Annotated in this window: 18 protein-coding genes and 3 rRNA genes; 19 read left to right on the forward strand and 2 right to left on the reverse strand. The window is 63.6% G+C overall.

The genetic code is table 11. The annotated features are described in order from the left end of the window. Window positions 1-3 precede the first annotated feature (3 nt). The 5 genes from argB (at window position 4) to F0M17_RS05700 (ending at window position 5772) form a co-directional block, all read left to right on the forward strand. On the forward strand, window positions 4-966 hold the full coding sequence (gene argB / locus F0M17_RS05680) for an acetylglutamate kinase (RefSeq protein ID WP_149596638.1): 963 nt from the start codon (window positions 4-6) through the stop codon (window positions 964-966). Then, entirely contained in the window at window positions 963-2228 is a 1266-nt protein-coding gene (locus F0M17_RS05685) for an acetylornithine transaminase (RefSeq protein WP_149596639.1), read from the forward strand. Before argB ends, F0M17_RS05685 begins: the two co-directional genes overlap by 4 nt. A gap of 52 nt (window positions 2229-2280) precedes the next feature. Then, on the forward strand, window positions 2281-3240 hold the full coding sequence (gene argF / locus F0M17_RS05690) for an ornithine carbamoyltransferase (protein ID WP_073706817.1): 960 nt from the start codon (window positions 2281-2283) through the stop codon (window positions 3238-3240). A 1-nt stretch (window position 3241) separates the two neighbouring features. Next, window positions 3242-3745: an arginine repressor gene (locus F0M17_RS05695; RefSeq protein WP_038993670.1), complete on the forward strand. Its 504-nt coding sequence runs from the start codon at window positions 3242-3244 to the stop codon at window positions 3743-3745. Window positions 3746-3831: 86 nt separating this feature from the next. Continuing rightward, window positions 3832-5772, forward strand: coding sequence for an HNH endonuclease signature motif containing protein (locus F0M17_RS05700; protein WP_149596640.1), 1941 nt, complete (start codon window positions 3832-3834; stop codon window positions 5770-5772). A gap of 80 nt (window positions 5773-5852) precedes the next feature. Here F0M17_RS05700 and F0M17_RS05705 read toward each other — a convergent pair whose 3' ends face one another. Continuing rightward, a complete protein-coding gene (locus F0M17_RS05705) occupies window positions 5853-6404 on the reverse strand; it encodes a macro domain-containing protein (protein ID WP_038993667.1) in 552 nt (183 codons plus the stop codon). 251 nt (window positions 6405-6655) lie between these two features. Between F0M17_RS05705 and argH the strand changes: the two genes are divergently transcribed. From argH to rrf, 8 genes are all read left to right on the forward strand, one after another. Next, a complete protein-coding gene (gene argH, locus F0M17_RS05710; RefSeq protein WP_149596641.1) occupies window positions 6656-8071 on the forward strand; it encodes an argininosuccinate lyase in 1416 nt (471 codons plus the stop codon). Between the two features lie 121 nt (window positions 8072-8192). Continuing rightward, window positions 8193-8933, forward strand: a complete 741-nt coding sequence (locus F0M17_RS05715; RefSeq protein WP_038993665.1) for a maleylpyruvate isomerase family mycothiol-dependent enzyme — start codon at window positions 8193-8195, stop codon at window positions 8931-8933. 86 nt (window positions 8934-9019) lie between these two features. Next, window positions 9020-9568, forward strand: a complete 549-nt coding sequence (locus F0M17_RS05720) for an adenine phosphoribosyltransferase (RefSeq protein ID WP_121866497.1) — start codon at window positions 9020-9022, stop codon at window positions 9566-9568. A 217-nt stretch (window positions 9569-9785) separates the two neighbouring features. Next, window positions 9786-12068, forward strand: coding sequence for an AAA family ATPase (locus F0M17_RS05725; protein ID WP_084084151.1), 2283 nt, complete (start codon window positions 9786-9788; stop codon window positions 12066-12068). 185 nt (window positions 12069-12253) lie between these two features. After that, the gene (gene tyrS, locus F0M17_RS05730; RefSeq protein WP_149596642.1) at window positions 12254-13573 is read left to right on the forward strand and encodes a tyrosine--tRNA ligase; all 1320 of its coding nucleotides are present in this window, start codon (window positions 12254-12256) and stop codon (window positions 13571-13573) included. A gap of 523 nt (window positions 13574-14096) precedes the next feature. Then, a 16S ribosomal RNA gene (locus F0M17_RS05735) occupies window positions 14097-15618 on the forward strand. A gap of 594 nt (window positions 15619-16212) precedes the next feature. Further along, window positions 16213-19345: ribosomal RNA gene (locus F0M17_RS05740) — 23S ribosomal RNA — on the forward strand. A gap of 165 nt (window positions 19346-19510) precedes the next feature. Continuing rightward, window positions 19511-19627, forward strand: a 5S ribosomal RNA gene (gene rrf, locus F0M17_RS05745). Together the 16S, 23S and 5S rRNA genes form the textbook arrangement of a ribosomal RNA operon. A gap of 422 nt (window positions 19628-20049) precedes the next feature. Here rrf and F0M17_RS05750 read toward each other — a convergent pair. Beyond that, entirely contained in the window at window positions 20050-21102 is a 1053-nt protein-coding gene (locus F0M17_RS05750) for a hypothetical protein (RefSeq protein WP_149596643.1), read from the reverse strand. On the opposite strand from F0M17_RS05750, the gene F0M17_RS05755 reads away from it, so the two are divergent. The 6 genes from F0M17_RS05755 to recN all read left to right on the forward strand — a co-directional run bounded on the left by F0M17_RS05755 (window position 21055) and on the right by recN (window position 26808). Continuing rightward, a complete protein-coding gene (locus tag F0M17_RS05755) occupies window positions 21055-21819 on the forward strand; it encodes a hypothetical protein (RefSeq protein WP_149596644.1) in 765 nt (254 codons plus the stop codon). The genes F0M17_RS05750 and F0M17_RS05755 overlap by 48 nt on opposite strands. 48 nt (window positions 21820-21867) lie before the next feature. Further along, window positions 21868-22875 (forward strand): HAD-IIA family hydrolase, encoded by a 1008-nt coding sequence (locus tag F0M17_RS05760; protein ID WP_038990318.1) that lies wholly within the window; start codon window positions 21868-21870, stop codon window positions 22873-22875. A 2-nt stretch (window positions 22876-22877) separates the two neighbouring features. Then, the gene (locus F0M17_RS17425; protein ID WP_158024703.1) at window positions 22878-23051 is read left to right on the forward strand and encodes a hypothetical protein; all 174 of its coding nucleotides are present in this window, start codon (window positions 22878-22880) and stop codon (window positions 23049-23051) included. After that, the gene (locus F0M17_RS05765; protein ID WP_066137492.1) at window positions 23048-23836 is read left to right on the forward strand and encodes a TlyA family RNA methyltransferase; all 789 of its coding nucleotides are present in this window, start codon (window positions 23048-23050) and stop codon (window positions 23834-23836) included. Before F0M17_RS17425 ends, F0M17_RS05765 begins: the two co-directional genes overlap by 4 nt. 74 nt (window positions 23837-23910) lie before the next feature. Beyond that, complete coding sequence (locus F0M17_RS05770; protein WP_052253599.1) at window positions 23911-24936, forward strand: NAD kinase; 1026 nt, start codon at window positions 23911-23913, stop codon at window positions 24934-24936. A 117-nt stretch (window positions 24937-25053) separates the two neighbouring features. Next, window positions 25054-26808, forward strand: coding sequence for a DNA repair protein RecN (gene recN / locus F0M17_RS05775; RefSeq protein WP_038990320.1), 1755 nt, complete (start codon window positions 25054-25056; stop codon window positions 26806-26808). Window positions 26809-26817: the final 9 nt, after the last annotated feature.

The raw sequence follows: 26817 nt of genomic DNA on the forward strand, positions 1-26817 counted from the left end.
GCTATGGCCCACACCGCCCGCACCAACCTGGATACCGCCCAGTCCAAGGCCGAAGCGCTGATCGAGGCGCTGCCCTGGATCCAGCGCTTCGCCGGGAGCACCATGGTCATCAAATACGGCGGCAACGCGATGGTCAACGACGAGCTGCGCCGCGCCTTCGCCGAGGACATCGTGTTCCTGCGCCACGCCGGGATCAACCCGGTCGTCGTGCACGGCGGCGGCCCGCAGATCAACAAGATGCTCGACACCCTGGGGATCGAATCCGAGTTCCGCGGCGGGCTGCGGGTGACCACCCCCGAAGCCATGGACGTGGTGCGCATGGTGCTCACCGGCCAGGTGCAGCGCGACCTGGTCGGCCTGATCAACTCGCACGGGCCCTACTCGGTGGGCATGTCCGGCGAGGACGGCGCCACCTTGCAGGCGGTGCGCACCGGGACGGTCGTCGACGGGCTGCCGGTGGATCTGGGGCTGGTCGGCGAGGTCACCCGCGTGCGCACCGACCAGGTCGACTCGCTGGTGGACGCCGGGATGATCCCGGTGATCTCCACCGTCGCCCCGGAGTTCGACGCCGACGGCGAGCCCACCGGCGCGGTGCTGAACGTCAACGCGGATACCGCCGCGGCGGCGCTGGCCACCGCGCTGGGCGCTGCCAAGCTGGTGATCCTCACCGACGTGGAGGGGCTGTACGCGGCCTGGCCGGACAAGTCCTCGCTGATCAGCTCGATTACCAACGACGAGCTGCGCGCCATGCTGCCCACCCTGGAATCGGGCATGATCCCGAAGATGGGCGCCTGCCTGAAGGCCGTGGACGAGGGTGTGGGCCAGGCCCACATCGTCGATGGCCGCCAGCCGCACTCGATGCTGCTGGAAATCTTCACCACCGCCGGCGTGGGCACCCAGGTACTCCCCGCCGCCAACACACCAAGCAACACCGCTACGAACACCGCACAGAAGGACGCCAAGTGAGCGAGCACGCCGACCCCACCACCGATTCCGCGCTGGCCGGCAGCGCAGCCGCCGAGGTTGCCGGGCTGAGCCAGCTCTCCTCGGCCGCCCTGTCCGAACGCTACTCCAACTCCCTGCTGGGCGTCTTCGGCACCCCGCAGCGGGTGCTGGTGCGCGGATCGGGCTGCCACGTCTGGGATGCCGACGGCAACCAGTACCTGGATCTGCTCGGCGGCATCGCGGTGAACACCCTCGGCCACGGGCACCCGCTGCTCGCCTCGGTGATCTCCAGCCAGCTGGCCACCCTGGGCCATGTCTCGAACTTCTTCACCAGCCCCAGCCAGATCGCGCTGGCCGAGAAACTGCTGGAGATCTCCGCCGCCCCGGCCGGCTCCAAGGTGTTCTTCGCCAACTCCGGCACCGAAGCCAATGAGGCGGCGCTGAAGCTGACCCGGCGCAATGCCGGCACCGCCGACGCACCGCGCACCAAGGTGATCGCCCTGGAACACGCCTTCCACGGCCGCACCCTCGGCGCGCTGTCGCTGACCTACAAGGAGAAGTACCGCGCCCCCTTCGCCCCGCTGCCGGGCAACGTGCAGTGGATCGAGGCCGGGAACATCGAGGCGCTGCGCGCCGCGGTGGACGAGACCGTCTCGGCGGTGTTCATCGAGCCGATCCAGGGCGAGGCCGGGGTGCGGCTGCTTTCTGCCGAGTACCTGGCCGCCGCCCGGCAGATCACCCGCGAGGCCGGCGCGCTGCTGGTCTTCGACGAGGTGCAGACCGGCATGGGCCGCACCGGCTCGTTCTTCGCCTCCGCACCGGTGATCCCGGATGTGATGACGCTGGCCAAGGGCCTGGGCGGCGGCTTCCCGATCGGCGCGATGATCGTCTTCGGCGAAGAGAACACCAAATGGCTGGCCCCGGGCGACCACGGCACCACCTTTGGCGGGAACCCGGTGGCCTGCGCCGCGGGCCTGGCGGTCATCCACACCATCGAAGCGCAGAACCTGCTGGCCCATGTGCGCGCCACCGGCCACTGGCTGCGCGAGCAGCTGGCGGGCATCGAGGGCATCTGTGCGGTGCGCGGCGCCGGGCTGCTCACCGCCTTCGAACTTGTTTCCGCGAACGCGCCGAAGCTGGTGGCCGCGGCGCTGGATGCCGGCTTCATCGTGAACGCCACCGACGAGCAGACCATCCGCCTGGCCCCGCCGCTGGTGATCACCACCGAGCAGCTGGGCACCCTGATTGCCGCCCTGCCGCAGCTGATCAGCGCGGCCAGCTAGCGGCCGGAATGAACCTCGCCACCACCCCTGAGACGAGCAAAGGAATCACCCCATGAGCGCAACCCGCCACTTCTTGACCGACCTGGACTTCACCCCCGACGAGCAGTCCAAGGTGCTGGATCTGGCCGCGGCGATGAAGGCCGACAAGTACGGCTATGCCCCGTACGCCGGCCCGCAGACCGTCGCGGTCTTCTTCGACAAGACCTCCACCCGCACCCGGGTCTCCTTCCACGCCGGCATCGCCGAACTGGGCGGCTCCCCGCTGGTCATCAACTCCGCCGACTCGCAGCTGGGCCACAAGGAGTCCATCGCCGACTCCGCCAAGGTGCTCGAACGCATGGTCTCCACCATCGTGTGGCGCACCTTCGCCCAGTCGGGCCTGGAGGAAATGGCCGCGAATTCCTCGGTGCCGGTGATCAACGCGCTGTCCGACGACTACCACCCCTGCCAGCTGATCGCCGACCTGCTCACCGTGCGCGAGCACAAGGGCAAGACCAAGGGGCTGACCATGAGCTACCTGGGCGACGCGGCCAACAACATGGCCAACTCCTACCTGCTGGCCGGGGTGACCGCCGGCATGCACGTGCGCATCGCCGGTCCCGAAGGCTACCTGCCCTCCGCATCGATCATCGCCGCGGCTGAAGAACGCGCGGCACTCACCGGGGGATCGGTCATGATCACCACCGATGCCGCCGCCGCGCTCGCCGACGCCGACGTGGTCGTCACCGACACCTGGGTCTCCATGGGCCAGGAGGACGAGAAGGAAGCACGGCTGAAGCTGTTCACCGGCTACTCGGTGACCGCGCAGGCGATGAAGCTGGCCAAGGACGACGCGATCGTGCTGCACTGCCTGCCGGCCTACCGCGGCTACGAGATCGACACGGAGGTCATCGACGGCCCGCAGTCGGTGGTGTTCGACGAGGCCGAGAACCGCGTGCACGCGCAGAAGGCGGTCATGACTTGGCTGATGGTCGCTTCCGGCCTGGCAGACGACGACCGGGTGGAGCTCTAGGATGTCCGCCCAGCCCAGCACCAAGACCGCCCGCCAGGCCCGCATCCGCGCCTTTTTGGGAAACAACTCCGTCAAGTCCCAGGCCGAGCTGCTGGGCCTGCTCAAGGAGGACGGGCTCGAAGTCACCCAGGCCACGCTCTCGCGCGACCTGGTGGAAATCGGCGCGGTGCGCATCCGCGACAACTCCGGCCAGCTGATCTACGCGGTGCGCCAGGAGGGCGGGGACCGTTCCCCGCAGACCGCGATCACCCAGGAAGTGCTCGACGCGCGCCTGGCGAAGATCTGCGCCGAGCAGCTGGTCACCGCCGAAGCCAGCGGCAACATCGTGGTGCTGCGCACCCCGCCAGGCGCCGCGAACCTGCTGGCCCTGGCCATCGACCACTCGCAGATGCCCTCGATCCTGGGCTGCATCGCGGGGGATGACACCATCATGCTCACCACCCGCGCGGTCGACGGCGGCGCCGAAGTCGCCGCCCGCTTCCTGCAGCTGGCCGAGCCCCGCTAGGCACCAGCACCCTAGCCGCCGCGAACTTCTCCACAGTTCGCGGCGGCTTCGCCATGCCCGCCCCCGTAGCGCCGGATGATCGGTGCATGGAACCACAGGAACACGCCGGCACCCTAGGCACCGCAGGGCCTGCCGATCCGGCCACCGGCCTGGCCGCCGTATTGGCCAGCACCGCAGAGCAGCTGGCCAGCGGAACCCCGCTGGATGCGGCCAGCCTGCTGCGTGCCGAGGCCGCGTGCCTGAACCTGTTCCAGCACCTCGGCGCCCAGGCCTCGCGCAGCACCGATCCGCGCCTTGCCCTGGCCCACGCCCACTTTGCCGAAGCCTTCGGCCAACACGCCACCCGCGCCCTCATCATCGCCGCAAGCCTGGTGGAAACCACCGCAGCCCACGCCCTGGACCTCGATGAGTTCGACCACCTGCGCGCGGGCACCACCGACTTCAGCGCCCCGCCCCAATTCGCGCCCGGCCGCACCGTCTACCTGGATGCCGCCACCGTGCTCTCGCAGCTGCTGGACCTGAACTATTTCGAGGCCGACCGCCGCGTCAAGGACGCCCACCTGATCCACGCCCGCAAGGACATCTCCGGCGCCGCCTGCGCCCCGCGCTTCACCCTGCTTGCCGAGCACTTCGCAGCCCCCGCCCCCGGCCTGCCGGATGCCGCCTCGGCCACCGCTGATACGAGTACCGCGGCATCGTACGCGCCCGCCGGCTGGGCCCTGCCGGAGCTGCACAACGCCCCGGACCCGCGCGAAGTGCTGAAAACCGCCCGTGCGCTGGACAAGTTCGAACCCCAAGACACCACCTTCGACGGCCTGCCCACCGCGGCGACCGCCAAGGCCGCCGACGGCAACTTGCTGGAGGAGCACGCCGCCGCGCACCTGAAGGAAGACCGGATCCGCATCCGCCAAAAGCGCATCAACGGCTTGATCAAGGACTACAAGGACGCGCACGCCCAGGGCAAGACCCCGAAACTGGGCCTTTTCCGCGGCAAGGTGGTCAACGGCGTGCATGAATTCATCGTGCGCGTGCGGGAGATCGACGCGGAGCTCTGGGAATCGCTGATCACGCAGGCCGACAACAAGCGCACCAAGGCCGGCGCCGCCGCCCGCCAAGCAGCAGACGCAGCAGATGCCGCCGGCGATGACCCGGCAGATGGCCAGCGCTCCGGCAACAGCAGCTCAGACCAGCAAACTGGTGACACCGGCAATCCTGCGGCCGACGGGCAGCCCACCGGCCGCAGGGGCGCACAGGCCCCCGACGCGCCTGGCCCGGGAAACGACCAGCAAACGCACAATGGCACGACAGGGCAGGACGCAGCGTCCGACCGCCTCTGGCACAGCGGCCAACCTGCCCCGGACTGGGCGGGCATTGAGCCGGATTCCCCGCCAGAAGAATCCGCGCCAGATGAATCCCCGCCAGATGATGCCCGTTCGGATCCGGCCCCGCCGCCGGGCCTGCCAGAAACCTGCTCGGTGCCCGAACGCCGGCTCAACGCGCTGAACGCCATCCTGCGCAATACCGGCAGGGAAAGCAACGGCCAACGCATCATCCCTGAAATCGTGGTGCACGCGCACCTGGAGGATCTCCAGGATCTCGCAACGCTCACCGGCATCAGCGCCCACGGCGTGAAAATCTCTGCGCCGCAGCTGCGCACCATGCTGTGCGAAGCGAAAGTGCTCAGCCCGATCTACGACGCTGACGGGATGGTCATCGACATCGGCCGCGACGCCAGATACTTCCCGCGCTGGATGAAGCTTGCCGCCCGCGACCGGGACGGCGGTTGCCTGGTCCCTGGCTGCACGCAGGACCCGGCCCTGCTCGAATTCCACCACTTCAGGCCATGGGCCAAGGGAGGCCGGACCCGGCTCCAGGACTGCTGCCCGCTGTGCGCAGCGCACCACACCATGGTCCACAGCGGCTACCTGAAAGTGGTCAAGGTCAGGGGACTGCCCCACATCATCCTGCCCAAGCACCTCGATCCGCTGCAACTGCCGCAACGCAACGCCTATTTCGCCCGGACCTAGCTGCCCGAGATCGCAAAACTGCCGCGCACTCGGTACCAAGTGCGCGGCAGTTTTCGTGCGTTGATGCCGATCGGGCCGGATCAGGCGGCAAGCTCCTCCACGGCGTCAAGCGAGAATGCGCGCTCGAAAGCTGCCTGGACCTCGTCGGTATGGGCCACCAGAATGATCTTGTGGATCGGTGAAATGTGCTTGTTGGTCTCGACCCACCGGCTGATGGCTGCATGGGCGATGTCGGCAACCTGTTCGGGATCCCATCCGAAGGCACCTGCGCCAATCGCCGGGAACGCGACCGAGTGGGCCTCATGGCGGGCGGCGACGTAGAGGGAATTCACGAAGCAGTCATCAAGGATCTTCGGGTTCGGCTTGATCAGCGCCAGATTCGGAGCTGCGGTGTGCACGACCCACTTGGCCTGCAGATTCCCGGCCTTGGTGATGACGGCAATGCCCGAGGGGATTCCGTCGGGGTAGCGGTTGGCGCGAATCTCCCGGCAAGCGGCCAGCAGGCTGGGGCCGGCGGCTGCATGGATGGCGCCGTCGACGCCGCCACCACCGAGCAGTGAAGGATTAGCCGCATTGACGATGGCATCAACTTTCAGGGTGGTGATGTCGCCCCGGTACAGCTGGATTTCCATTTGGTACCTCCGAAGATCGTTCCGTATCGGCTCTATGATCACACCATACGCCCGGGCGCTGAGGACTGGAAGAGGCAAAACTTAAGGTTTCCTGCGTGTTCCAGAGCTCCATCGATCATCGCCACGCAGGCCACGGCGGAAATCATGCGATGCATGAATTGGCACAACGTTGCATAAATATGAGTTGCATTGCATAAAGCTTTGCTAGAGTAGGGTGCAGTGCAATTTTTACCGGCAGAAAGGAACGGGCCATGGCCTCGTCAACAAATGAAGGATCGCTCTGGGGCGGTCGCTTCTCCGGCGGCCCAGCGGATGCAATGGCAGCGCTGAGCAAGTCCACCCACTTCGACTGGCGCCTGGCCAGCTACGACATTGCCGGATCCCGTGCCCATGCCAAGGTGCTCAATCGCGCTGGCCTGCTCACCGATGCCGAGCTGGCAGACATGATCACCGCGCTGGACCAGCTGGAAGCAGACGTGCTCTCCGAGGCCTATGTTGCCGCGCCCACCGACGAGGACGTCCACGGCTCGCTGGAGCGCGGGCTGCTGGAGCGCGCAGGAACCACACTGGGCGGCAAGCTGCGCGCCGGCCGTTCGCGCAATGACCAGATCGCCACCCTGGGCCGCATGTTCCTGCGCGACCACGCGCGGATCATCGCCCGCGGCGTGATCGACACCCTGGACGCCATGGTCCAGCAGGCCAAGGCCCACCCGTATGCGCCGATGCCCGGCCGCACCCACCTGCAGCATGCCCAGCCGATCCTGCTCTCGCACCTGCTGCTGGCCTACTCCTGGCCGCTGCTGCGCGACGTGCAGCGCCTGATCGACTGGGACAAGCGCGCCGCCGTTTCGCCCTATGGCTCTGGTGCGCTGGCCGGCCAGACCCTGGGCCTGGATCCGAACTTCGTCGCCGCCGAGCTGGGCTTCGACTCCGCCGTGCACAACTCGATCGACGGCACCGCAGCCCGCGACGTGTTCGCCGAATTCTCCTGGATCGCCGCCATGATCGGCGTGGACCTGTCCCGCGTGAGCGAAGAAGTCATCCTCTGGGCCACCAAGGAATTCAGCTTCGTGAAGCTGCACGACTCCTTCTCCACCGGCTCCTCGATCATGCCGCAGAAGAAGAACCCGGACATTGCCGAGCTGGCCCGCGGCAAGGCAGGCCGGCTGATCGGCGACCTGACCGGCCTGCTGGCCACGCTCAAGGCGCTGCCGCTGGCCTACAACCGCGACCTGCAGGAAGACAAGGAGCCGGTGTTCGACGCCGCGGACACCCTGGAACTCCTGTTGCCTGCGGTCGCCGGCATGATGGGCACGCTGACTTTCAATACCGAGCGCATGTCCGAGCTGGCCCCGCAGGGCTTTGCGCTGGCCACCGACATCGCCGAATGGCTGGTCCGCCAGGGCGTGCCGTTCCGCGACGCCCACGAGCTCTCCGGCGCGGCCGTACAGCTGGCCGAATCGCGCGGCGTGGAACTGTGGGACCTGACGGACGAGGACTACGCCGGGATCTCCGAGCATCTGACCCCTGCGGTGCGCGAGGTGCTCTCCACCGAGGGCTCGCTGAACGCCCGCAACGGCCAGGGCGGCACCGCCCCGAGCGCCGTCGCGGCGCAGCTGGAAGAGTTCGAACGCCAGCTGGCCGAGATCAAGGCCTGGGCCAAGTAGCACTTGGGCACGTGGCAGGCGGCCGCCGATCGGGAAGCATCCCGCCCGGCGGCCGCTGCCGTTTCAACCATGGCCTCCTGCCCTTGCACATTTGTCCCAGGTTCGCGCTAGAGTGTGCTTCATGACACAACTCCTGGCCCCGGCCGAACTGATCGCACAGGTCACCACAGCATTGGATGAGCTGACCGTGCAGCTGCGCGAGGTTCCGGCCACGCAGTACACCAAGCCGAGCTCGCTGCCGGGGTGGAGCACCGCCCAGCTGATCGCGCACCTGGCCTCCTTCGCGAAGGCCGCCGTGCGCCAATTCGAGCACGCCGGAGCGGACCAGCTGCCCTCGATGTACGACGGCGGCGCCGAGGGCCGGATCGAGGCGATCAACATGACCGCGCTGATGCGCCCCGAATCCCTGCGTGCCCTGGCCACCGACGGGTTGGCCCAGTTGCGCGCCGTCCTGCCCGGCGTCGAAGACGTCTGGGAGCAGCCGGTGGGGTACCGCCCGGGCGCCACGGCCGCGGACCTGATGTACGCGACCTGGCGCGAGATGCTGATCCACGCCACCGACCTGGACGAATTCGTCCGCCCTGCCGCCAGCTGGCCGGCGGCCTTCAGCGCGCACCTGTTCCGTGCGCTCGAAGCCCGCGTCCCGGAAGGAACCCGCCTGGTGCTGCAGCCGCATGGGAAGACCCCGATCGTGCTCGGGAACGGCTCGAAATCCTGGGTGCTTTCGGGCACGGATTTCGATTTGGCCGCCTGGATGGCAGGACGCCCGGCAGCCGGGCCGGTGCAGGTCACCGCCGCCGCCGATTCGGCCGCCGACCCGCAGCTGCTGCCCTGGCCCAGCGATCGGCTGATGGCCCGCTAGAACCGGGCGCACCGCGCCGGGGCCACCCGGAATGTGCTCATGATTATGCACGAGCGTGGGAAAAGCTGCACGCAAAGGGACTAAAATTGGCAGACGTGACTACTTCTGAGAGCATTAGCGACCTGCTGGACCGACTGTGCGAGATCGTGCCCGACTACCCGCAGCCGGGGATCTCCTTCAAGGACCTCACCCCGGTCTTCGCCGACCCGGTCGGCCTGCGCCGCATGGTCGACGAACTGATCGCACCCTTCGAAGGGCAGTTCGACATCGTCGCGGGCCTCGAAGCGCGCGGTTTCGTGCTGGCCGCGGCGGCCGCCTACGCCTCGGGCAAGGGCATGCTGACCATCCGTAAGGCAGGCAAGCTGCCGCGCGAGGTCTACCGCGACGAGTACACCTTGGAGTACGGCACCAGCTGCCTGGAGGTGCACAAGGACGAGATCGCCCCGGGCACCCGCGTGCTGATCCTCGATGACGTGCTCGCCACCGGGGGCACCGTCGGGTCGGCGGTCCGCCTGCTCCAGCAGACCGGCGCGAAGATCGCCGGCGTCGGCGTCGTGCTGGAACTCGACGGCCTGGGCGGCCGCGCCAAGCTGCCGGGGCAGCAGGTCGTGTCCTTGCAGGTCGTGCATTCCTGAACCTGTGTGGGCGGGTAACAATCCGCCACGGTTCCACGCCGCTGGCGAACAACCCTCCGGCGGGCCCGGACCGCGCGCGGGCAACGGCGCACGGGATTACCTGCGCCGGCGAAAAGGCGCGTATCATTATCTGTCCTGCGTTTTTACGCGGGAACCGTTGCACGCGGGGCCCTGCGCCCTGCACACGGGCACATCTTGAGCGCGAGGGGAAACTGGGTTGACCGACACCATCGAGGCCGATCTGCTAGCTGAATCCGAGTATGTGGGCCGCCTGTATGCGCGGCTGGACGAGTTGCGCGCCGAAAAGCTGGAGCAGCTGGAGCGCACCCGGGCCCAGGGGGCCGTGGGCACCTTCCAGAACATGTCCGAACGCGACTCCTTCGCCACGCTCTACGAGGACCGGATCGCCCAGCTCGACGCCGTCGAGGACCGCCTGGTCTTCGGCCGGCTGGACATGGCGGCCAACGGCCGGCAACAGCAGCCCGGCGACGCCGATTCCGCGGCCACGCCGCGCTACATCGGCCGCATCGGCCTGTCCGACGAGGACCTGAACCGGCTGATGATCGACTGGCGGGCCAGCGAAGCCGCCCCGTTCTACCAGGCCACCGCGCTGAATCCGCGCGGAGTGCGCCGCCGCCGCCACCTGATGCTCAAGGGCCGGTCCGTGGCAGGCATCGAGGACGACGTGCTCGACGAGACCTGGCTGGACGAGGGCCACACGCACCACGGCGAAGGCGCGCTGATGGCCGCCCTGCGCGAGAAGCGCACCGGCCGCATGGGAGACATCGTCGGCACCATCCAGGCCGAGCAGGACGCGATCATCCGCGCCCAGCTGCCCGGGGCCGTGGTGGTCCAGGGCGGCCCGGGCACCGGCAAGACCGCCGTCGCCCTGCACCGCGCGGCCTTTCTGCTCTACGAATACCGCGAGCGGCTGAAGAACGCCGGCGTGCTGATCGTCGGCCCCTCCAACTCCTTCATGCGCTACATCGAACGCGTGCTCCCCTCGCTGGGCGAGACCGGCGTGGTCATGTCCTCGGTGGGCGATCTCTACCACGGAATCCACGCCGTGCCGGAAGCCAACCGCACCGTCGCCCGGCTCAAGGGCCAGCTGTCCATGGCCAAGGTGATCGCCAACGCGGTGCGCAACCGCCAGCGGCTGATCCCGGAAGACCGGACCCTGGTGGTGGAGGGCACGCGCCTGGTGCTGACCCCGAAGATGGTCAAGAACGCGCGCGAACGCGCCCGCCACACCCGCAAGCCGTACAACGAGGCTCGCGAGACCTTCGTCAAGGTGCTGGTGGGCGAGCTGGCCGAGCAGCTGCGCCGCAAGCTGGAGGAATCGGCCGGGCAGTCCTCGACCACCGACCGCTCCTACCTGCCGCAGGAGGTGCGCGAATCGCACGATGTGCGCGTGGCGCTAAACCTGTGCTGGATGCCGATGACCCCGCAGCAGCTGGTGGCCGAGCTGTTCGCCACCCCGCACCTTCTGGCCGCCGCCGCCCCGCATCTGGCCGAGCACGAACGCGACGCCCTGTACCGCCGGGCCGGCTCGCCGTTCACCGAGGCCGATGTGCCGCTGCTGGACGAGGCCGCCGGGCTGCTCGGCGACTTCGCCGACCCGCTGGAAGGCGCCCGTACCGCCCAGTACGAGGCCGATGTGGAGAACGCCAAGGCCGCCTTGCGCAATATGCACACGATGCTGGAAAACGCCGGCATCGACGGCGTGGTCACCGCGGAGCAGGTAGCCGGGGTGAACCAGGAAACCGCCGTGCGGCTCACCGCCGCCGAACGCGCGGTGGCCGACCGCACCTGGGCCTACGGGCATATCGTCGTCGACGAGGCGCAGGAGCTCTCGCCGATGCAGTGGCGCCTGCTGATTCGCCGCTGCCCGATGAAGTCTTTCACCATCGTCGGCGATATCGCCCAGACCTCGGCCGCCTCGGGCGCCAGCAGCTGGTCCCAGGCCCTGGAGCCGTTCTTCGGCGACCGCTTCGAACTCGAAGAACTGACCGTGAACTACCGCACTCCGGCGCAGATCGCCGACGCGGCGGTGCGCGTTGCCCAGGCCGCCGGCCTGCGCATCACCACCCCGCAGGCGGTCCGCGAGGGCGACTGGCCGCCGGTGCTGACCCGCACCACGGCCGACGGAGTGCAGGAGGCGGTGCTGGCCGCGCTGCGCGAAGAACTGGAATATTCGGCCGGGGGACTGCAGGCGATCATCGTGCCGCAGCAGGATCTGGCCCGCATCCGCGCGGCGGTCGAGCAGGTCTACGGCGACCGCGTCGGCAGCGGCTCGGGCGGGTTGAGCCAGGACATCGTGGTGATCACCGCGCGCGAGTCCAAGGGCCTGGAATTCGACGGCGTGCTGATCCTTGAACCTGCCGAGCTGGTGGACGAGGTCGACGGCGGCGTCGGCGATTTGTACGTGGCGATGACCCGCACCACCCAGCGGCTGCACGTGGTCCACGCCCGCGAGTTGCCCGAGGGCATGGAAGCCTAGCGGCCCGCGCGGTTGCAGATGTGACCAAGGGGCGGGCCGGGCAAGTGGCACGAGCCCGCCGGCAGGCGATAACCTTGAACCTGTGTGCCGGGAACGCAACCCCGACTCCCGGCGCGATCACAGGTGCACGCAGGCAAATGCGTGCACTCGGGGCAGAACGAAGACAGAAAATGGTCACAGTGAGCATGTCTGATACGAAGCAGAATCCCGTGATTGCGGGACAGAGCAACGACGCATCTTTCGAGAACGTCTGGCAGGAATTGAAGTGGCGCGGCCTGGTGCACGTGTCCACCGACGAAGCCGAGCTGGAACGAGCCCTGTCCGAAGAATCTGTGACCTACTATTGCGGATTCGATCCCACCGCGCCGTCCCTGCACCTGGGCAACCTGGTGCAGCTGCTGAACATGCGACGCCTTCAGCTGGCCGGCCACAAGCCGCTGGCCCTGGTGGGCGGTTCCACCGGCCTGATCGGCGACCCGCGGCAGACCGCCGAGCGCACCTTGAACACCAAGGAAACCGTGACCGAATGGGTCGCCAAGCTCCAGGCCCAGGTTTCCCGCTTCCTCTCCGCCGAAGGCGAGAATGCGGTGCGCCTGGTCAACAACCTGGACTGGACCGCGCAGCTGTCGGCCCTGGACTTCCTGCGCGATGTGGGCAAGTACTTCCGCGTAGGCACCATGGTCAAGAAGGAGATCGTGGCCGCGCGCCTGAACTCCGACGAGGGCATCAGCTACACCGAGTTCTCCTACCAGGTGCTGCAGGGCTACGACTTCCTGGAGCTGAACCGCCAGTACGGCTGCACCCTGCAGACCGGCGGCTCGGACCAGTGGGGCAACCTGACCAGCGGCACCGAGCTGATCCGCAAGGTCCAGGGCAACTCGGTGCACGCCTATGGCACGCCGCTGATCACCAATTCCGACGGCACGAAGTTCGGCAAGTCCGAGGGCAACGCCATCTGGCTGGATGCCGAGATGTGCAGCCCGTACACCTTCTACCAGTTCTGGCTGAACACCGCCGACGCCGACGTGATCGACCGCCTGAAGGTCTTCACCTTCCTGTCCCGCGAGCAGATCGCGGAATTGGAAACCGAGGTTGCCGAGCGCCCGTTCAAGCGCGTCGCCCAGCGCACCTTGGCCTGGGAAGTCACTTCCCTGGTTCACGGAGTGCGGGCCACCGAACAGGTGATCGCCGCTTCGGCTGCGGTCTTCGGCAATGGCGATCTTGGCGCAATCGATCTTCCTACCCTGGAATCGGTCATCGCCGAGCTGCCTTCGGCAAAGGTCGCGGCGGACGATCTGGGCATCCTGAATGTCCTGGTGGCATCGGGCCTGAGCAAGTCATTGTCCGAAGCGCGCCGCACGGTAGCCGAAGGTGGCGCCTACGTGAACAACGCCAAGGTCGACGGCATCGAAACCGAACTGGCCGAGTCGGACTTCCTGCATGGCCGGTACGCGATCGTGCGCCGCGGCAAGAAGAACATGGCAGTGGCTGAACTGGTCAAGTAAGGCCCGCGAACAGCTGCACTACACGAAACCGCCAGAAAAACTTGTGAACCAAGACACTTTTCTGGCGGTTTTGTTGTACCAAATTAACAAAATTCCTAGTCAAGCTCGAAATAATAAGTGAAAACAAGCCTGCTGGCCGATTTTGCGTCGTGGTGGGATGCGTGTAAAGTTTTATCTCGCGCCGCTGATCCGGACGGCCTGAAAAGGCGAATCGGAAACAGCGGGGTGAACCAGTCTGAAATACCGAGTTGACAATGGTCAACGCGGTGGTAAGCTGGAAAAGTTGCTCCGGAGCGAAGCAGTCATCGAAGGATTGGTGGTTGTGGTGTCGAGAGTGTTTGTTGTTTGAGAACTCAATAGTGTGCCAAGTTTGTTGATACCGAATATTTTTATTTGGTGAATACATAACATTTGCTTGAGGCATTGCACCCCCCGTGCAGTGTTCTCGAGTGTTTTATTATTCGCCAGGACTTCATCGGCTTCGCCCTTCTTTTCCAAGGGGTTGCTGGTGGCTTTTTATTTTTTTATGGAGAGTTTGATCCTGGCTCAGGATGAACGCTGGCGGCGTGCTTAACACATGCAAGTCGAACGATGAAGCCCAGCTTGCTGGGTGGATTAGTGGCGAACGGGTGAGTAACACGTGAGTAACCTGCCCCGACTCTGGATAAGCCCGGGAAACTGGGTCTAATACCGGATATGACCTTTGACCGCATGGTTGTTGGTGGAAAGATTTATCGGTGGGGGATGGACTCGCGGCCTATCAGCTTGTTGGTGAGGTAATGGCTCACCAAGGCGACGACGGGTAGCCGGCCTGAGAGGGTGACCGGCCACACTGGGACTGAGACACGGCCCAGACTCCTACGGGAGGCAGCAGTGGGGAATATTGCACAATGGGCGAAAGCCTGATGCAGCGACGCCGCGTGAGGGATGACGGCCTTCGGTTGTAAACCTCTTTCAGTAGGGAAGAAGCGAAAGTGACGGTACCTGCAGAAGAAGCGCCGGCTAACTACGTGCCAGCAGCCGCGGTAATACGTAGGGCGCAAGCGTTATCCGGATTTATTGGGCGTAAAGAGCTCGTAGGCGGTTTGTCGCGTCTGCCGTGAAAGTCCGAGGCTCAACCTCGGATCTGCGGTGGGTACGGGCAGACTAGAGTGATGTAGGGGAGACTGGAATTCCTGGTGTAGCGGTGAAATGCGCAGATATCAGGAGGAACACCGATGGCGAAGGCAGGTCTCTGGGCATTTACTGACGCTGAGGAGCGAAAGCATGGGGAGCGAACAGGATTAGATACCCTGGTAGTCCATGCCGTAAACGTTGGGCACTAGGTGTGGGGGACATTCCACGTTTTCCGCGCCGTAGCTAACGCATTAAGTGCCCCGCCTGGGGAGTACGGCCGCAAGGCTAAAACTCAAAGGAATTGACGGGGGCCCGCACAAGCGGCGGAGCATGCGGATTAATTCGATGCAACGCGAAGAACCTTACCAAGGCTTGACATGTGCCAGACCGCCTCAGAGATGGGGTTTCCCTTCGGGGCTGGTTCACAGGTGGTGCATGGTTGTCGTCAGCTCGTGTCGTGAGATGTTGGGTTAAGTCCCGCAACGAGCGCAACCCTCGTTCCATGTTGCCAGCACGTAGTGGTGGGGACTCATGGGAGACTGCCGGGGTCAACTCGGAGGAAGGTGGGGATGACGTCAAATCATCATGCCCCTTATGTCTTGGGCTTCACGCATGCTACAATGGCCGGTACAATGGGTTGCGATACTGTGAGGTGGAGCTAATCCCTAAAAGCCGGTCTCAGTTCGGATTGGGGTCTGCAACTCGACCCCATGAAGTCGGAGTCGCTAGTAATCGCAGATCAGCAACGCTGCGGTGAATACGTTCCCGGGCCTTGTACACACCGCCCGTCAAGTCACGAAAGTTGGTAACACCCGAAGCCGATGGCCTAACCACCTTGTGTGGGGGAGTCGTCGAAGGTGGGACTGGCGATTGGGACTAAGTCGTAACAAGGTAGCCGTACCGGAAGGTGCGGCTGGATCACCTCCTTTCTAAGGAGCTAACCATTATTGGTTGCCCATGCTGGACACGAGTGTTGTCCGGGTGGGTTGCTCATGGGTGGAATATCAATGGACTCAATACCGGAAAACGTGCTGGCTGATGCTGGTGCGGGGTATTGGCTGTGGCCGCGTGGTGCTTGGGCATCTGCTAGTACGCATTGCAGGGGTTTTCTTCTTGCGGTGCTGGAATGCGGTGTGTGGGTGTTGTGTGGTTTGTATGGTTTGGCATGCTGTTGGGTTTTGAGGCAACAAGCCTCCTTTCCTGGTGAATGGTTGCCGGGGTTCTTCCTGTGGGGAGGGTCCTGGTGGTGTTCGCTTGGGTGAGGGGTTCTTGGTGTTTCGGTGTTTGTCCTGTGTTTGCTGCAAGGATGTCCTGTTGGATTGATGCTGGCCTTTGGTTGGTGTTGGTTTTGGGGTGTTGTTGCGGGGTGCGGGGTTGTTGTTTGGGAACTGTATAGTGAACGCGAGCATCTTGCAGATGAGATGAGCTGGGTGGTCCTTTTCCTTGGATTGCCTGGTGTTGGAGTCTTGTCTGCGTGATTTTGTTAGATTGTTTTATTGCTCAATTCTGAGACTTTGATTTGTGTTGAAGTTTTTAAGGGCGCACGGTGGATGCCTTGGCATCAAGAGCCGATGAAGGACGTGGGAATCTGCGATAAGCCTGGTGGAGTCGATAACCGGACGTTGAGGCCAGGATTTCCGAATGGGGGAACCCCGCACCATGTTATGTGGTGTGACCTGCAGCTGAATGTATAGGCTGTGTGGAGGGAACGCGGGAAGTGAAACATCTCAGTACCCGCAGGAAGAGAAAACAATAGTGATTCCGTTAGTAGTGGCGAGCGAACGCGGATGGGGCTAAACCGGTTGGTGTGTGATAGCGGATAGGCGTTGCATCATCGGGGTTGTGGGGTCAGCATGTACCAGCGCTATCTTGCTGGTGGGATGAGGTGCAGGCGTATAGGTGAATCGGTTGGAATGCCGGACCAGAGAGGGTGATAGTCCCGTAGGTGTAATGCGTGTCTGCCGTTCTAGTGTTGATACCCGAGTAGCACGGGGCCCGTGAAACCTTGTGTGAATCTGCCAGGACCACCTGGTAAGCCTGAATACTACTTGATGACCGATAGTGAATCAGTACCGTGAGGGAATGGTGAAAAGTACCCGGGAGGGGAGTGAAATAGTACCTGAAACCGTGCGCTTACAATCCGTTAGAGCTGGGGACTTGTTCCCTGGTGATGGCGTGCCTTTTGAAGAATGAGCCTGCGAGTTAGTGTTACGTCGCGAGGTTAACCCGTGTGGGGAAGCCGTAGCGAAAGCGAGTCTGAATAGGGCGTTTGAGTGGCGTGATCTAGACCCGAAGCGAAGTGATCTACCCATGGCCAGGTTGAAGCGCGTGTAAGAGCGTGTGGAGGACCGAACCCACTTCAGTTGAAAATGGAGGGGATGAGCTGTGGGTAGGGGTGAAAGGCCAATCAAACTTCGTGATAGCTGGTTCTCCCGAAATGCATTTAGGTGCAGCGTTGCGTGTTTCTTGCTGGAGGTAGAGCTACTGGATAGGCGATGGGCCCTACAAGGTTACTGACCTTAGCCAAACTCCGAATGCCGGCAAGTGAGAGCGCAGCAGTGAGACTGTGGGGGATAAGCTTCATAGTCGAGAGGGAAACAGCCCAGAACGCCAACTAAGGCCCCTAAGCGTGTGCTAAGTGGAAAAGGATGTGGAGTTGCTGTGACAACCAGGAGGTTGGCTTAGAAGCAGCCACCCTTGAAAGAGTGCGTAATAGCTCACTGGTCAAGTGATTCCGCGCCGATAATGTAGCGGGGCTCAAGCACACCGCCGAAGTTGCGTCATTCAAATATTAACCTGGTTTCGATTGGGTGTTTGGATGGGTAGGGGAGCGTCGTGTGGACGGTGAAGTCGCGGTGTAAACCAGCGGTGGAGGCCACACGAGTGAGAATGCAGGCATGAGTAGCGAATGACGGGTGAGAAACCCGTCCGCCGAATGATCAAGGGTTCCAGGGTTAAGCTAATCTGCCCTGGGTTAGTCGGGACCTAAGGCGAGGCCGACAGGCGTAGTCGATGGACAACGGGTTGATATTCCCGTACCGGCGAAGGACCGCCCATACTGAGCTGTGGATGCTAACCATGACGGATCCGGTGATTTGTTCCTTCGGGAATGGTTGCTGGTGGTGTGGTGGGAACCGATGCAGTGAGGTCAGCGTATTAACAGGTGTGACGCAGGAAGGTAGCCGAGCCAGGCAATGGAATTGACCTGGTCCAAGGGTGTAGGAAGAGCGGTTGGCAAATCCGCCGCTCATGTATTCTGAGACCTGATAGGCGCCCCGTTTATGGGGTGATTCGGTGATCCTATGCTGCCTAGAAAAGCATCGGCGCGAGGTCCCAGTCCGCCCGTACCCCAAACCGACACAGGTGATCAGGTAGAGAATACTAAGGCGATCGAGAGAATCATGGTTAAGGAACTCGGCAAAATGCCCCCGTAACTTCGGAAGAAGGGGGGCCTGCCCCGTGATGAGAACTTGCTTCTCTGATGCGGGTGTGGGCCGCAGAGACCAGGGGGAAGCGACTGTTTACTAAAAACACAGGTCCGTGCGAAGTCGCAAGACGATGTATACGGACTGACTCCTGCCCGGTGCTGGAAGGTTAAGAGGACTGGTTAGTCACTTTTGTGGCGAAGCTGAGAATTTAAGCCCCAGTAAACGGCGGTGGTAACTATAACCATCCTAAGGTAGCGAAATTCCTTGTCGGGTAAGTTCCGACCTGCACGAATGGAGTAACGACTTCCCCGCTGTCTCAACCATGAACTCGGCGAAATTGCAGTACGAGTAAAGATGCTCGTTACGCGCAGCAGGACGGAAAGACCCGAGACCTTTACTATAGTTTGGTATTGGTGTTCGGTGCAGCTTGTGTAGGATAGGTGGGAGACTGTGAAGCTTGGACGCTAGTCCAGGTGGAGTCATCGTTGAAATACCACTCTGGCTGTACCGGTCACCTAACTTCGGACCATGATCTGGTTCAGGGACAGTGCCTGATGGGTAGTTTAACTGGGGCGGTTGCCTCCTAAAATGTAACGGAGGCGCCCAAAGGTTCCCTCAGCCTGGTTGGCAATCAGGTGTCGAGTGTAAGTGCACAAGGGAGCTTGACTGTGAGAGTGACAGCTCGAGCAGGGACGAAAGTCGGGACTAGTGATCCGGCGGCACCTCGTGGAAGGGCCGTCGCTCAACGGATAAAAGGTACCTCGGGGATAACAGGCTGATCTTGCCCAAGAGTCCATATCGACGGCATGGTTTGGCACCTCGATGTCGGCTCGTCGCATCCTGGGGCTGGAGTAGGTCCCAAGGGTTGGGCTGTTCGCCCATTAAAGCGGTACGCGAGCTGGGTTTAGAACGTCGTGAGACAGTTCGGTCCCTATCCGCTGCGCGCGTTGGAAATTTGAGAAGGGCTGTCCTTAGTACGAGAGGACCGGGACGGACGAACCTCTGGTGTGTCAGTTGTACTGCCAAGTGCATCGCTGATTAGCTACGTTTGGAAGGGATAACCGCTGAAAGCATCTAAGCGGGAAGCCTGCTTCGAGATGAGATTTCCATGCACCTTTGTGTGTGAGAGGCCCCCAGCTAGACCACTGGGTTGATAGGCAGGATGTGGAAGCAAGGACTGAAGACTTGTGCAGCTGACCTGTACTAATAGGCCGATGGCTTACAACACACAATAAAACAATAATTTGAACTGATATTTTTCAATGCTGTTCGCGTTCACTATGCGGTTACGAGACAACAACCTCTAACCAATAAATGCAAGATGAGTTGCAAGACTTTGTAGCACCGGAAAACACTGACCAGGAAATATTTGGTTTGTGTGCTTCGTGATTGTTACGGCGGTCATAGCGTGGGGGAAACGCCCGGTCCCATACCGAACCCGGAAGCTAAGGCCCATTGCGCCGATGGTACTGCACTCGTGAGGGTGTGGGAGAGTAGGTCACCGCCGGACTTAACCTCAGTGGGTTTGAGGCTCTAGCCAGTGATGGTTGGAGCCTCACCTGTTTAACCCGTGACTGTGCGGCCAGGCGATGCTTGGCCTGTTCGTGTTTAAGGGGGTTTGGCCGCTGGCCGCTGCCGTGCCCCGCTCCACAACGGATCAGGCCGGCATTGAGCCGAAGAGAAAACCTAAGTGGAGTGACTGAGTGTCTTGCCACATTGCACCTGTTTCCCTATGGTATGTCTCGTGGCTCCCGTAGACTTGAAGTTAGATGTACATGCCTTTATGGCGTGCAGAATAGTTAATAGTGAAGTGATTTGCTAAGGCAATCACGAAGGTTGCGGTATTGAGATAGCCGCTGAAGGGGACATTAGATGTCTAACGAATTCCGCCGTAACTCCGACAACGGACGAGGCGACTTCCGGAACTCAAACTCAAGCCGCAACAACTCCCGCGATGGTTTCAAGCGTCGCGATGACCGCAGCGATTTCAAGCGCACCGACGATAACCGTGGTGGATTCCGCGGTGAGCGCCGTGATGACAACCGCGGTGGCGGGTTCAAGCGTAATGATGATCGTGGCGGTTTCCGGGGTGAGCGCCGTGATGACAACCGCGGTGGCGGGTTCAAGCGTAATGACGACCGTGGCGGTTTCCGTGGTGAGCGCCGTGATGACAACCGCGGTGGCGGGTTCAAGCGTAATGACGACCGTGGCGGTTTCCGTGGTGAGCGCCGTGATGACAACCGCGGTGGCGGGTTCAAGCGCAACGATGATCGCGGTGGCTTTAAGCGTAACGATGACCGTGGCGGTTTCCGTAGCAATCGTAACGATGACCGTGGCGGTTTCCGTAGCGAGCGCCGTGATGACAACCGCGGTGGTGGCTTCAAGCGCAATGACAACCGCGATGGCGGGTTCAAGCGTAATGATGATCGCGGCGGTTTCAAACGCAACGATGACCGTGGCGGTTTCCGTGGTGAACGTCGCGATGACAACCGCGGTGGCGGGTTCAAGCGTGATGACAACCGCGGCGATTTCAAGCGCAACGATGACCGTGGCGGTTTCCGTGGTGAACGTCGTGATGACAACCGCGGTGGCGGGTTCAAGCGTGATGACAACCGCGGCGATTTCAAGCGCAACGATGACCGTGGCGGTTTCCGTGGCGAGCGTCGTGATGACAACCGCGGTGGCGGCTTCAAGCGCGCCGATGACCGTCGTTCCAAGGGGGATCGTCCAGCACGCGAGGACCGCTTTGCCGACAAGCGCGAGAATGCACCACGCGCGCACAACCCGGGCGATCTGCGCATCTCGAACCGCTCCGATCGCGAGCAGTCCCCGGACATCGATGAGGACGTTACTGGCAAGGAGCTGGACCGTGTAGCACGCGCACAGCTGCGCTACCTCGAAGAGCGTTCGGCAAGCTGGGTCGCCAAGCACCTGGTGATGGCTGGCCGCCTGCTGGAAGAGGACCCGGAACTGGCTTACCAGCACACCCTGGCGGCATCGCGCCGTGGCGGCCGCGTCGCCGTCGTGCGCGAAGCCGTTGGCATTGCCGCCTACCATGCCGGCAAGTACGCCGACGCGCTGCGTGAGCTGCGCACCCACCGCCGCATTTCCGGCTCGGACTACAACCTGCCGTTGATCGCCGACTCGCTGCGCGGCTTGGGCCGTGCGGAGAAAGCCATCGAGCTGGCGCACTCTGAGGAATGCGCCAACCTGGAAACTGCCGTCAAGGTCGAAATGCAGATGGTTGCCGCTGGCTCCTACGCCGACCTGGGTAAGCTGGACAAGGCACTGGCTGAGCTGGAGTCGCTGGAGCAGCTGAACTTCAACCGCGCCTTCTCCTTCAGCCCGCGCCTGTTCACCGCCTACGCTGACCTGCTCTCGGCTGCCGGCCGTGCAGAAGACGCGAAGCGCTGGAATGCACAGGTGGAGGTTGCCGAAAGCGCCCTGGGCATCGAACGCGAAACCGAATCCTTCATCATGGACCTGGCTCCGGAGCTGGACGAGGAAGAGGAAACCCCGCGTGCCAAGGATCTGATCGAACCTTCCGAGTCCTCGGAAGCGGCTGCCGAAGCAACCGCAGACGAAGCTGAAGAGCCTGAAGCCGAGCAGACCGGCATCGACGAGGACGATGACCTGAACGTGGTCGTCGAATCCGACACGGACGCCGCCGAAGCCGACGTGGAAGACGAATCGACGAAGTAAGCTTTGGCGTAGTAGCCAAATACCTAAAGTAGTAGGAACCACCACCGAATGCTGATCTCCGGATTTGATTCTGTCCTCTCCGATTTGGATGGCGTCGTCTATGCTGGCCCGAACGCCATTGACGACGCCGTCGAGTCGCTGAACACCCTCGCGGAAGTGAATGTCACACTGGCGTTCATTACCAACAATGCCGGGCGTTCGCCGATGTCGGTCGCGGCGCACCTGCGCCAGCTGGGTGTGAAGACCAGCGCCGAGCAGGTCTTCGGCTCGGCCGACGCCGGCGCGGAGATGCTGGCCCGCGAACTGAATCCGGGATCCAAGGTCCTGGTGGTCGGTTCCCCCTACCTGCGCGAATGCATTGCCGTGCGCGGGCTGGAAGTCGTCGAAACCCATAAGGAAGAACCCGTAGCGGTGATCCAGGGGTTCGACCCGGACATCTCGTGGACGAACCTGGCCGAGGCCAGCTATGCGATCAATAACGGCGCCGCATGGGTTGCCACCAACACCGACCTGACGATCCCGCGCGCCGAGGGCCTGGCCCCGGGCAACGGGTCGCTGGTCAACGCGGTGAAGCTGGCTACCAGCGTGGAACCGCGGGTGGCCGGAAAGCCCGAATCCTACCTGTTCGCACGGGCCGCCGACCGGCTGGATTCCCAGCGCCCGCTGGTCGTCGGCGACCGTCTGGACACCGACATCCTCGGCGGCTTCCGTGCAGGATTCTCCACCGCGCTGGTGCTCACCGGCGTCGACACCCCGCGCACAGCGCTGGGCGCTCCGGTCGAGCAGCGACCCAACTACCTCATCAACTCCCTGGCCGACCTGTACCGTCCCTACCCGACCATCAAGGTGCTCGGCTACGGCGTGCAGGTCGGCGACGCGGTCGCCAAGGTCGATCACGGCGCGATCGAAGTGACGGGCAGCGACCAGGACCTGAACGCCTGGCGCGCCGCCTGTCATGCCTGGTGGCTGGCCCACCCGCGCCAGTCGCGGCACGAAGAACCGGAAATCCGGTTCACCGAACGCGGGCTGGATGCCCTGCGGAAGGTGCGGGGCTAGCCATGCAGCCACAGGAACCTGTCCCAGGCCCCGGCCCCCGAGGGCTGGATGAGGCGGCAGTCGAGCAGGCGCTGTCCTCGCTGGCCGACCACGACATTACCGAGCATGCCGGAATCTATGAGCAGCTGCTTGCCGGCCTGCAGCACGAACTGAACCGTACGGAGCACGGCGCGTGAATCGCCTGGATCAAGAACTTGTCACCAGGGCGCTGGCGCGCTCGCGCACCGAAGCTGCCAAGCTGATCGATGCCGGGAGGGTGCTGCTGAACGGGCAGGCAACCGCCAAGGCCTCCAAGAAGGTGTCCGCGGCCGACGAGCTGGCCCTGGTGCCCAGCGAAGGCGAGGAGTACGTCTCTCGTGCCGGGCACAAGCTCGCCGGCGCACTAGATGTCTTTGCGACTATCGATCCTGCGGGCCTGCGCTGCCTGGATGCCGGCGCCTCCACCGGCGGTTTCACCGACGTGCTGCTGCGCCGCGGGGCAAAGTCCGTGGTCGCAGCCGATGTAGGCCATGGCCAGCTGGTCGATGAGATCCGCGAAAACCCGCGCGTCACGGTCCGCGAAGGGCTGAACGTGCGTTATCTGCTCCCCGAAGATATTGGTGGACCAGTCGACCTCGTAGTAGCCGACTTGTCCTTTATCTCGCTGCGATTGGTGATCGACGCTTTGGCCTCGGCCACCAAGGACGGCGGCGGGCTGCTGCTGATGGTCAAGCCGCAGTTCGAGGTCGGGCGCGAGCATCTGAACCGTACCGGCGTGGTCACCGATCCGCAGCTGCGCCGCAGCGCCGTGGAAGCGGTCGTGGCCAGCGCGCACGCTGCGGGCCTGCAACTGCGCGGCTTGGCCCGCAGCCCCCTGCCGGGACAGGACGGCAACGTCGAATTCTTCCTCTGGCTGGCCGCCGGCGGGAATCCACAGCCTGCCGATGTGCCGCTCTTCGGGCAGGACGTTGACTATTCTTAGTAGTGACGTGTTTTAGCCGTGGTCGATAACCACGGTCATTTTGCACCTCGCGAAGCTGAGAGGGGCCGACCGCCTTGCGCCGAATCCTGATTTTCACCCATACCGGCCGCCAAGAAGCGATCACCGCGGCCATCGAAACCTGCGCCCTGCTCAATGAAGCAGGCGCCATCCCGGTGATGCGCCGCAAGGACCAGCTGGCGATGACCGAAGCGATCGGCGCGGCTGTGCCCTCGGTGCAGGTGCTCGACGAGGATTGCCAGATCGAAGACGTCGACTTGGGCGTGGTGCTCGGCGGCGACGGCTCGGTGCTGCGCGCCGCGGAACTGGTCCGCGAATCCCCGATGCCGCTGGTGGGCGTGAACCTCGGGCATGTGGGTTTCCTCGCCGAAGCTGAACGCAGCGAACTGGCCTCCACCGTCCAGGCGCTGGTCAATGAGACCTATACAGTGGAAGAGCGCATGACCATCGAGGTCAAGGTGTGGCTGGATAACGTCTGTCTTGCCGAGACCTGGGCCTTGAACGAGGCCGCCGTGGAAAAGGCCAACCGCGAGCGCATGGTCGAGGTCGTGATCGAGGTCGATGGGCGTCCGATCTCCACCTTCGGATGCGACGGCGTCGTAATGGCCACGCCGACCGGCTCCACCGCATACTCCTTCTCTGCCGGCGGACCAGTGGTGTGGCCGGATGTCGCGGCGCTGATCATGGTGCCAATCTCCGCGCACGCCCTGTTCGCCAAGCCCCTGGTCATTTCCCCGGATTCGATCATGGCCGTGGAAATGCTCACCCGCACCGATGCCGGCGCGGTGCTCTGGTGCGATGGCCGGCGCACCATCGAGCTGCCGCCGGGAGCCCGCGTGGAAGTGACGCGCAGCGATCGGCCGGTCTACATGGCCCGGCTGAACACGACCCCATTCTCCGAGCGACTGGTCAACAAATTCGAACTGCCGATTACCGGCTGGCGCGGTCCGGCAACGGAAGAGGCCCGCCGTCCGGCAACCACGGCATTGCCGGTGATCGGGCCGGGACTGCAAAGCGTCGATCCGCACTACCGCGATGAACCGGGGATCCCCATGGTGGGACGGCCTGAGGACCAGGGCTAACCGCCCGCATCAGCGAAAAATTCTCCACCCGCTCGAACATAGTTGCGAAAAATAGGATTAGAACACATATACTAAAAACGCACGGTACGACTTGAACTCGACATTCGGGAGCAGGCAATGATTCAGGAAATCCAGATCTCCAACCTCGGAGTGATTACCGAGGCCACGCTGCCGCTTGGCCCCGGGCTCACGGTAGTCACCGGTGAAACGGGCGCTGGCAAGACCATGGTGATCACCGCCCTGTCCCTGCTGCTTGGACGCCGGGCCGATGCCGGTGCGGTGCGCAACGGTGCCAAGCATGCCCTGGCCGAAGCCGTAGTGCACCTGCCCCCGGATCACCACGTGCTCGATGCCGCAGGCCAGGCCGGTGCGTTCATCGAGCCGGCGGGGGAGAACAGCGAGCTGCTGCTGTCCCGCTCGCTCTCGGCCCAAGGTCGTTCGCGGGCCACCATTGGAGGACGAAGCGCCCCGGTCGGGTTGCTGGCCGAGCTGGGCCATGATCTGGTTGCCGTCCACGGCCAGTCGGACCAGATCCGCCTGAAAGAACCTGTTGCCCAACGTGACGCGTTGGACCGCTTTGCCGGTAGCTCGCTGTCGCGCACGCTCAGCAGCTACCAGCGCGCCTATCGCCAGTGGCGTTCGGCTTCCAAGGAGCTGGCTGGCCTGAAAACCGATTCGCGCAACCGCGTACGCGAAGCAGAGAACTTGCGCCTGGCGTTGGATGAGATCGATTCGCTGGATCCGCAGCCCGGCGAGGACGAGTCGCTGCGCGAGCAATCCATGAAGCTGGGCAATATCGAATCCCTGCGTACCGCCTGCCAGCAGGCCCAGGCCATCATCGACTCCGAAGATTTCGAAAACCCGGGCGTGACGACCTTGGCCGAGACCGCCCGCGGCGTGCTGGGCCAGGCCAGCGGCGATGACACCGTGCTGGCGGCTTTCGCAGAGCGGGCAGCTGAATTGGGCATTCTTGCATCTGAGCTCTCCAGTGATCTTTCCTCCTACGTAGCCGACCTCGATGAAGAAGGCCCGGAGCGCTTGGCGCAGATTGAAGCCCGCCGTGCCGACCTGAACAAGCTCATGCGCAAGTACGCGCCGAGCATCGATGAGGTGCTGGCCTGGGCGGCCGAATCCCGCTCCCGGCTCGAAGAACTTGGCGGGGACGACTCGCGCATCGAGGAACTGGAAGTAGAAGTCGTCGACCTGGAGCACAAGGTTTCCTCGCTGGCCTCGGACCTCTCCGATGCGCGCCGCAAGGCAGCCAAGAAGCTCTCCGCGCAGGTTTCGGCCGAGCTGAAGGCCCTGGCGATGCCCGATGCCAAGCTCGTCATCGAGGTGAGCGAATTGGAAGAACCCGGCGGTTTCGGGCAAGACGCAATCTCCATGCTGTTGGCCCCGCATGCTGGCGCTTCGCCGCGGCCGCTGGGCAAGGGGGCCAGCGGCGGCGAGCTCTCCCGCGTCATGCTAGCCATAGAAGTCGTCCTGGCAGCCGTCGATCCGGTACCGACCTTCGTCTTCGATGAAGTGGACCAGGGTGTGGGCGGCAAGGCAGCGGTGGCCATTGGCGAGCGCCTGGCCATGCTGGCCAAGCATGTGCAGGTCATCGTGGTGACCCACCTGCCCCAGGTGGCCGCCTATGCGGATCGGCATATCCGTGTGATCAAGAATTCAGATGCCAAGTTGAAGGCCGGAGCTGGCTACACTGCCAGCGACGTCATCAGCCTGGATCAGGAAGCCCGCGTCAAGGAGCTTGCGCGCATGCTCGCCGGCCAAGAGGAATCCGGCACCGCGCAGGCGCATGCCGAGGAGCTGCTCGAGGATGCCCAGAAGCTAGTGTCATCGCTCACCTCAAAGAAATTGGCGAAGGCCTAAAAGTCTTGG

It is taken from the genome of Glutamicibacter sp. ZJUTW (genome assembly GCF_008370855.1).
Lineage (GTDB): Bacteria > Actinomycetota > Actinomycetes > Actinomycetales > Micrococcaceae > Glutamicibacter > Glutamicibacter nicotianae.

Coding starts and splice junctions, on each gene's coding strand:
- argB (WP_149596638.1), top strand. CDS start 4: ATGGCCCACACCGCCCGCACCAACCTGGATACCGCCCAGTCCAAGGCC.
- argF (WP_073706817.1), top strand. CDS start 2,281: ATGAGCGCAACCCGCCACTTCTTGACCGACCTGGACTTCACCCCCGAC.
- F0M17_RS05695 (WP_038993670.1), top strand. CDS start 3,242: ATGTCCGCCCAGCCCAGCACCAAGACCGCCCGCCAGGCCCGCATCCGC.
- F0M17_RS05700 (WP_149596640.1), top strand. CDS start 3,832: ATGGAACCACAGGAACACGCCGGCACCCTAGGCACCGCAGGGCCTGCC.
- F0M17_RS05705 (WP_038993667.1), bottom strand. CDS start 6,404: ATGGAAATCCAGCTGTACCGGGGCGACATCACCACCCTGAAAGTTGAT.
- argH (WP_149596641.1), top strand. CDS start 6,656: ATGGCCTCGTCAACAAATGAAGGATCGCTCTGGGGCGGTCGCTTCTCC.
- F0M17_RS05715 (WP_038993665.1), top strand. CDS start 8,193: ATGACACAACTCCTGGCCCCGGCCGAACTGATCGCACAGGTCACCACA.
- tyrS (WP_149596642.1), top strand. CDS start 12,254: ATGTCTGATACGAAGCAGAATCCCGTGATTGCGGGACAGAGCAACGAC.
- F0M17_RS05755 (WP_149596644.1), top strand. CDS start 21,055: ATGGCTGGCCGCCTGCTGGAAGAGGACCCGGAACTGGCTTACCAGCAC.
- F0M17_RS05760 (WP_038990318.1), top strand. CDS start 21,868: ATGCTGATCTCCGGATTTGATTCTGTCCTCTCCGATTTGGATGGCGTC.
- F0M17_RS17425 (WP_158024703.1), top strand. CDS start 22,878: ATGCAGCCACAGGAACCTGTCCCAGGCCCCGGCCCCCGAGGGCTGGAT.
- recN (WP_038990320.1), top strand. CDS start 25,054: ATGATTCAGGAAATCCAGATCTCCAACCTCGGAGTGATTACCGAGGCC.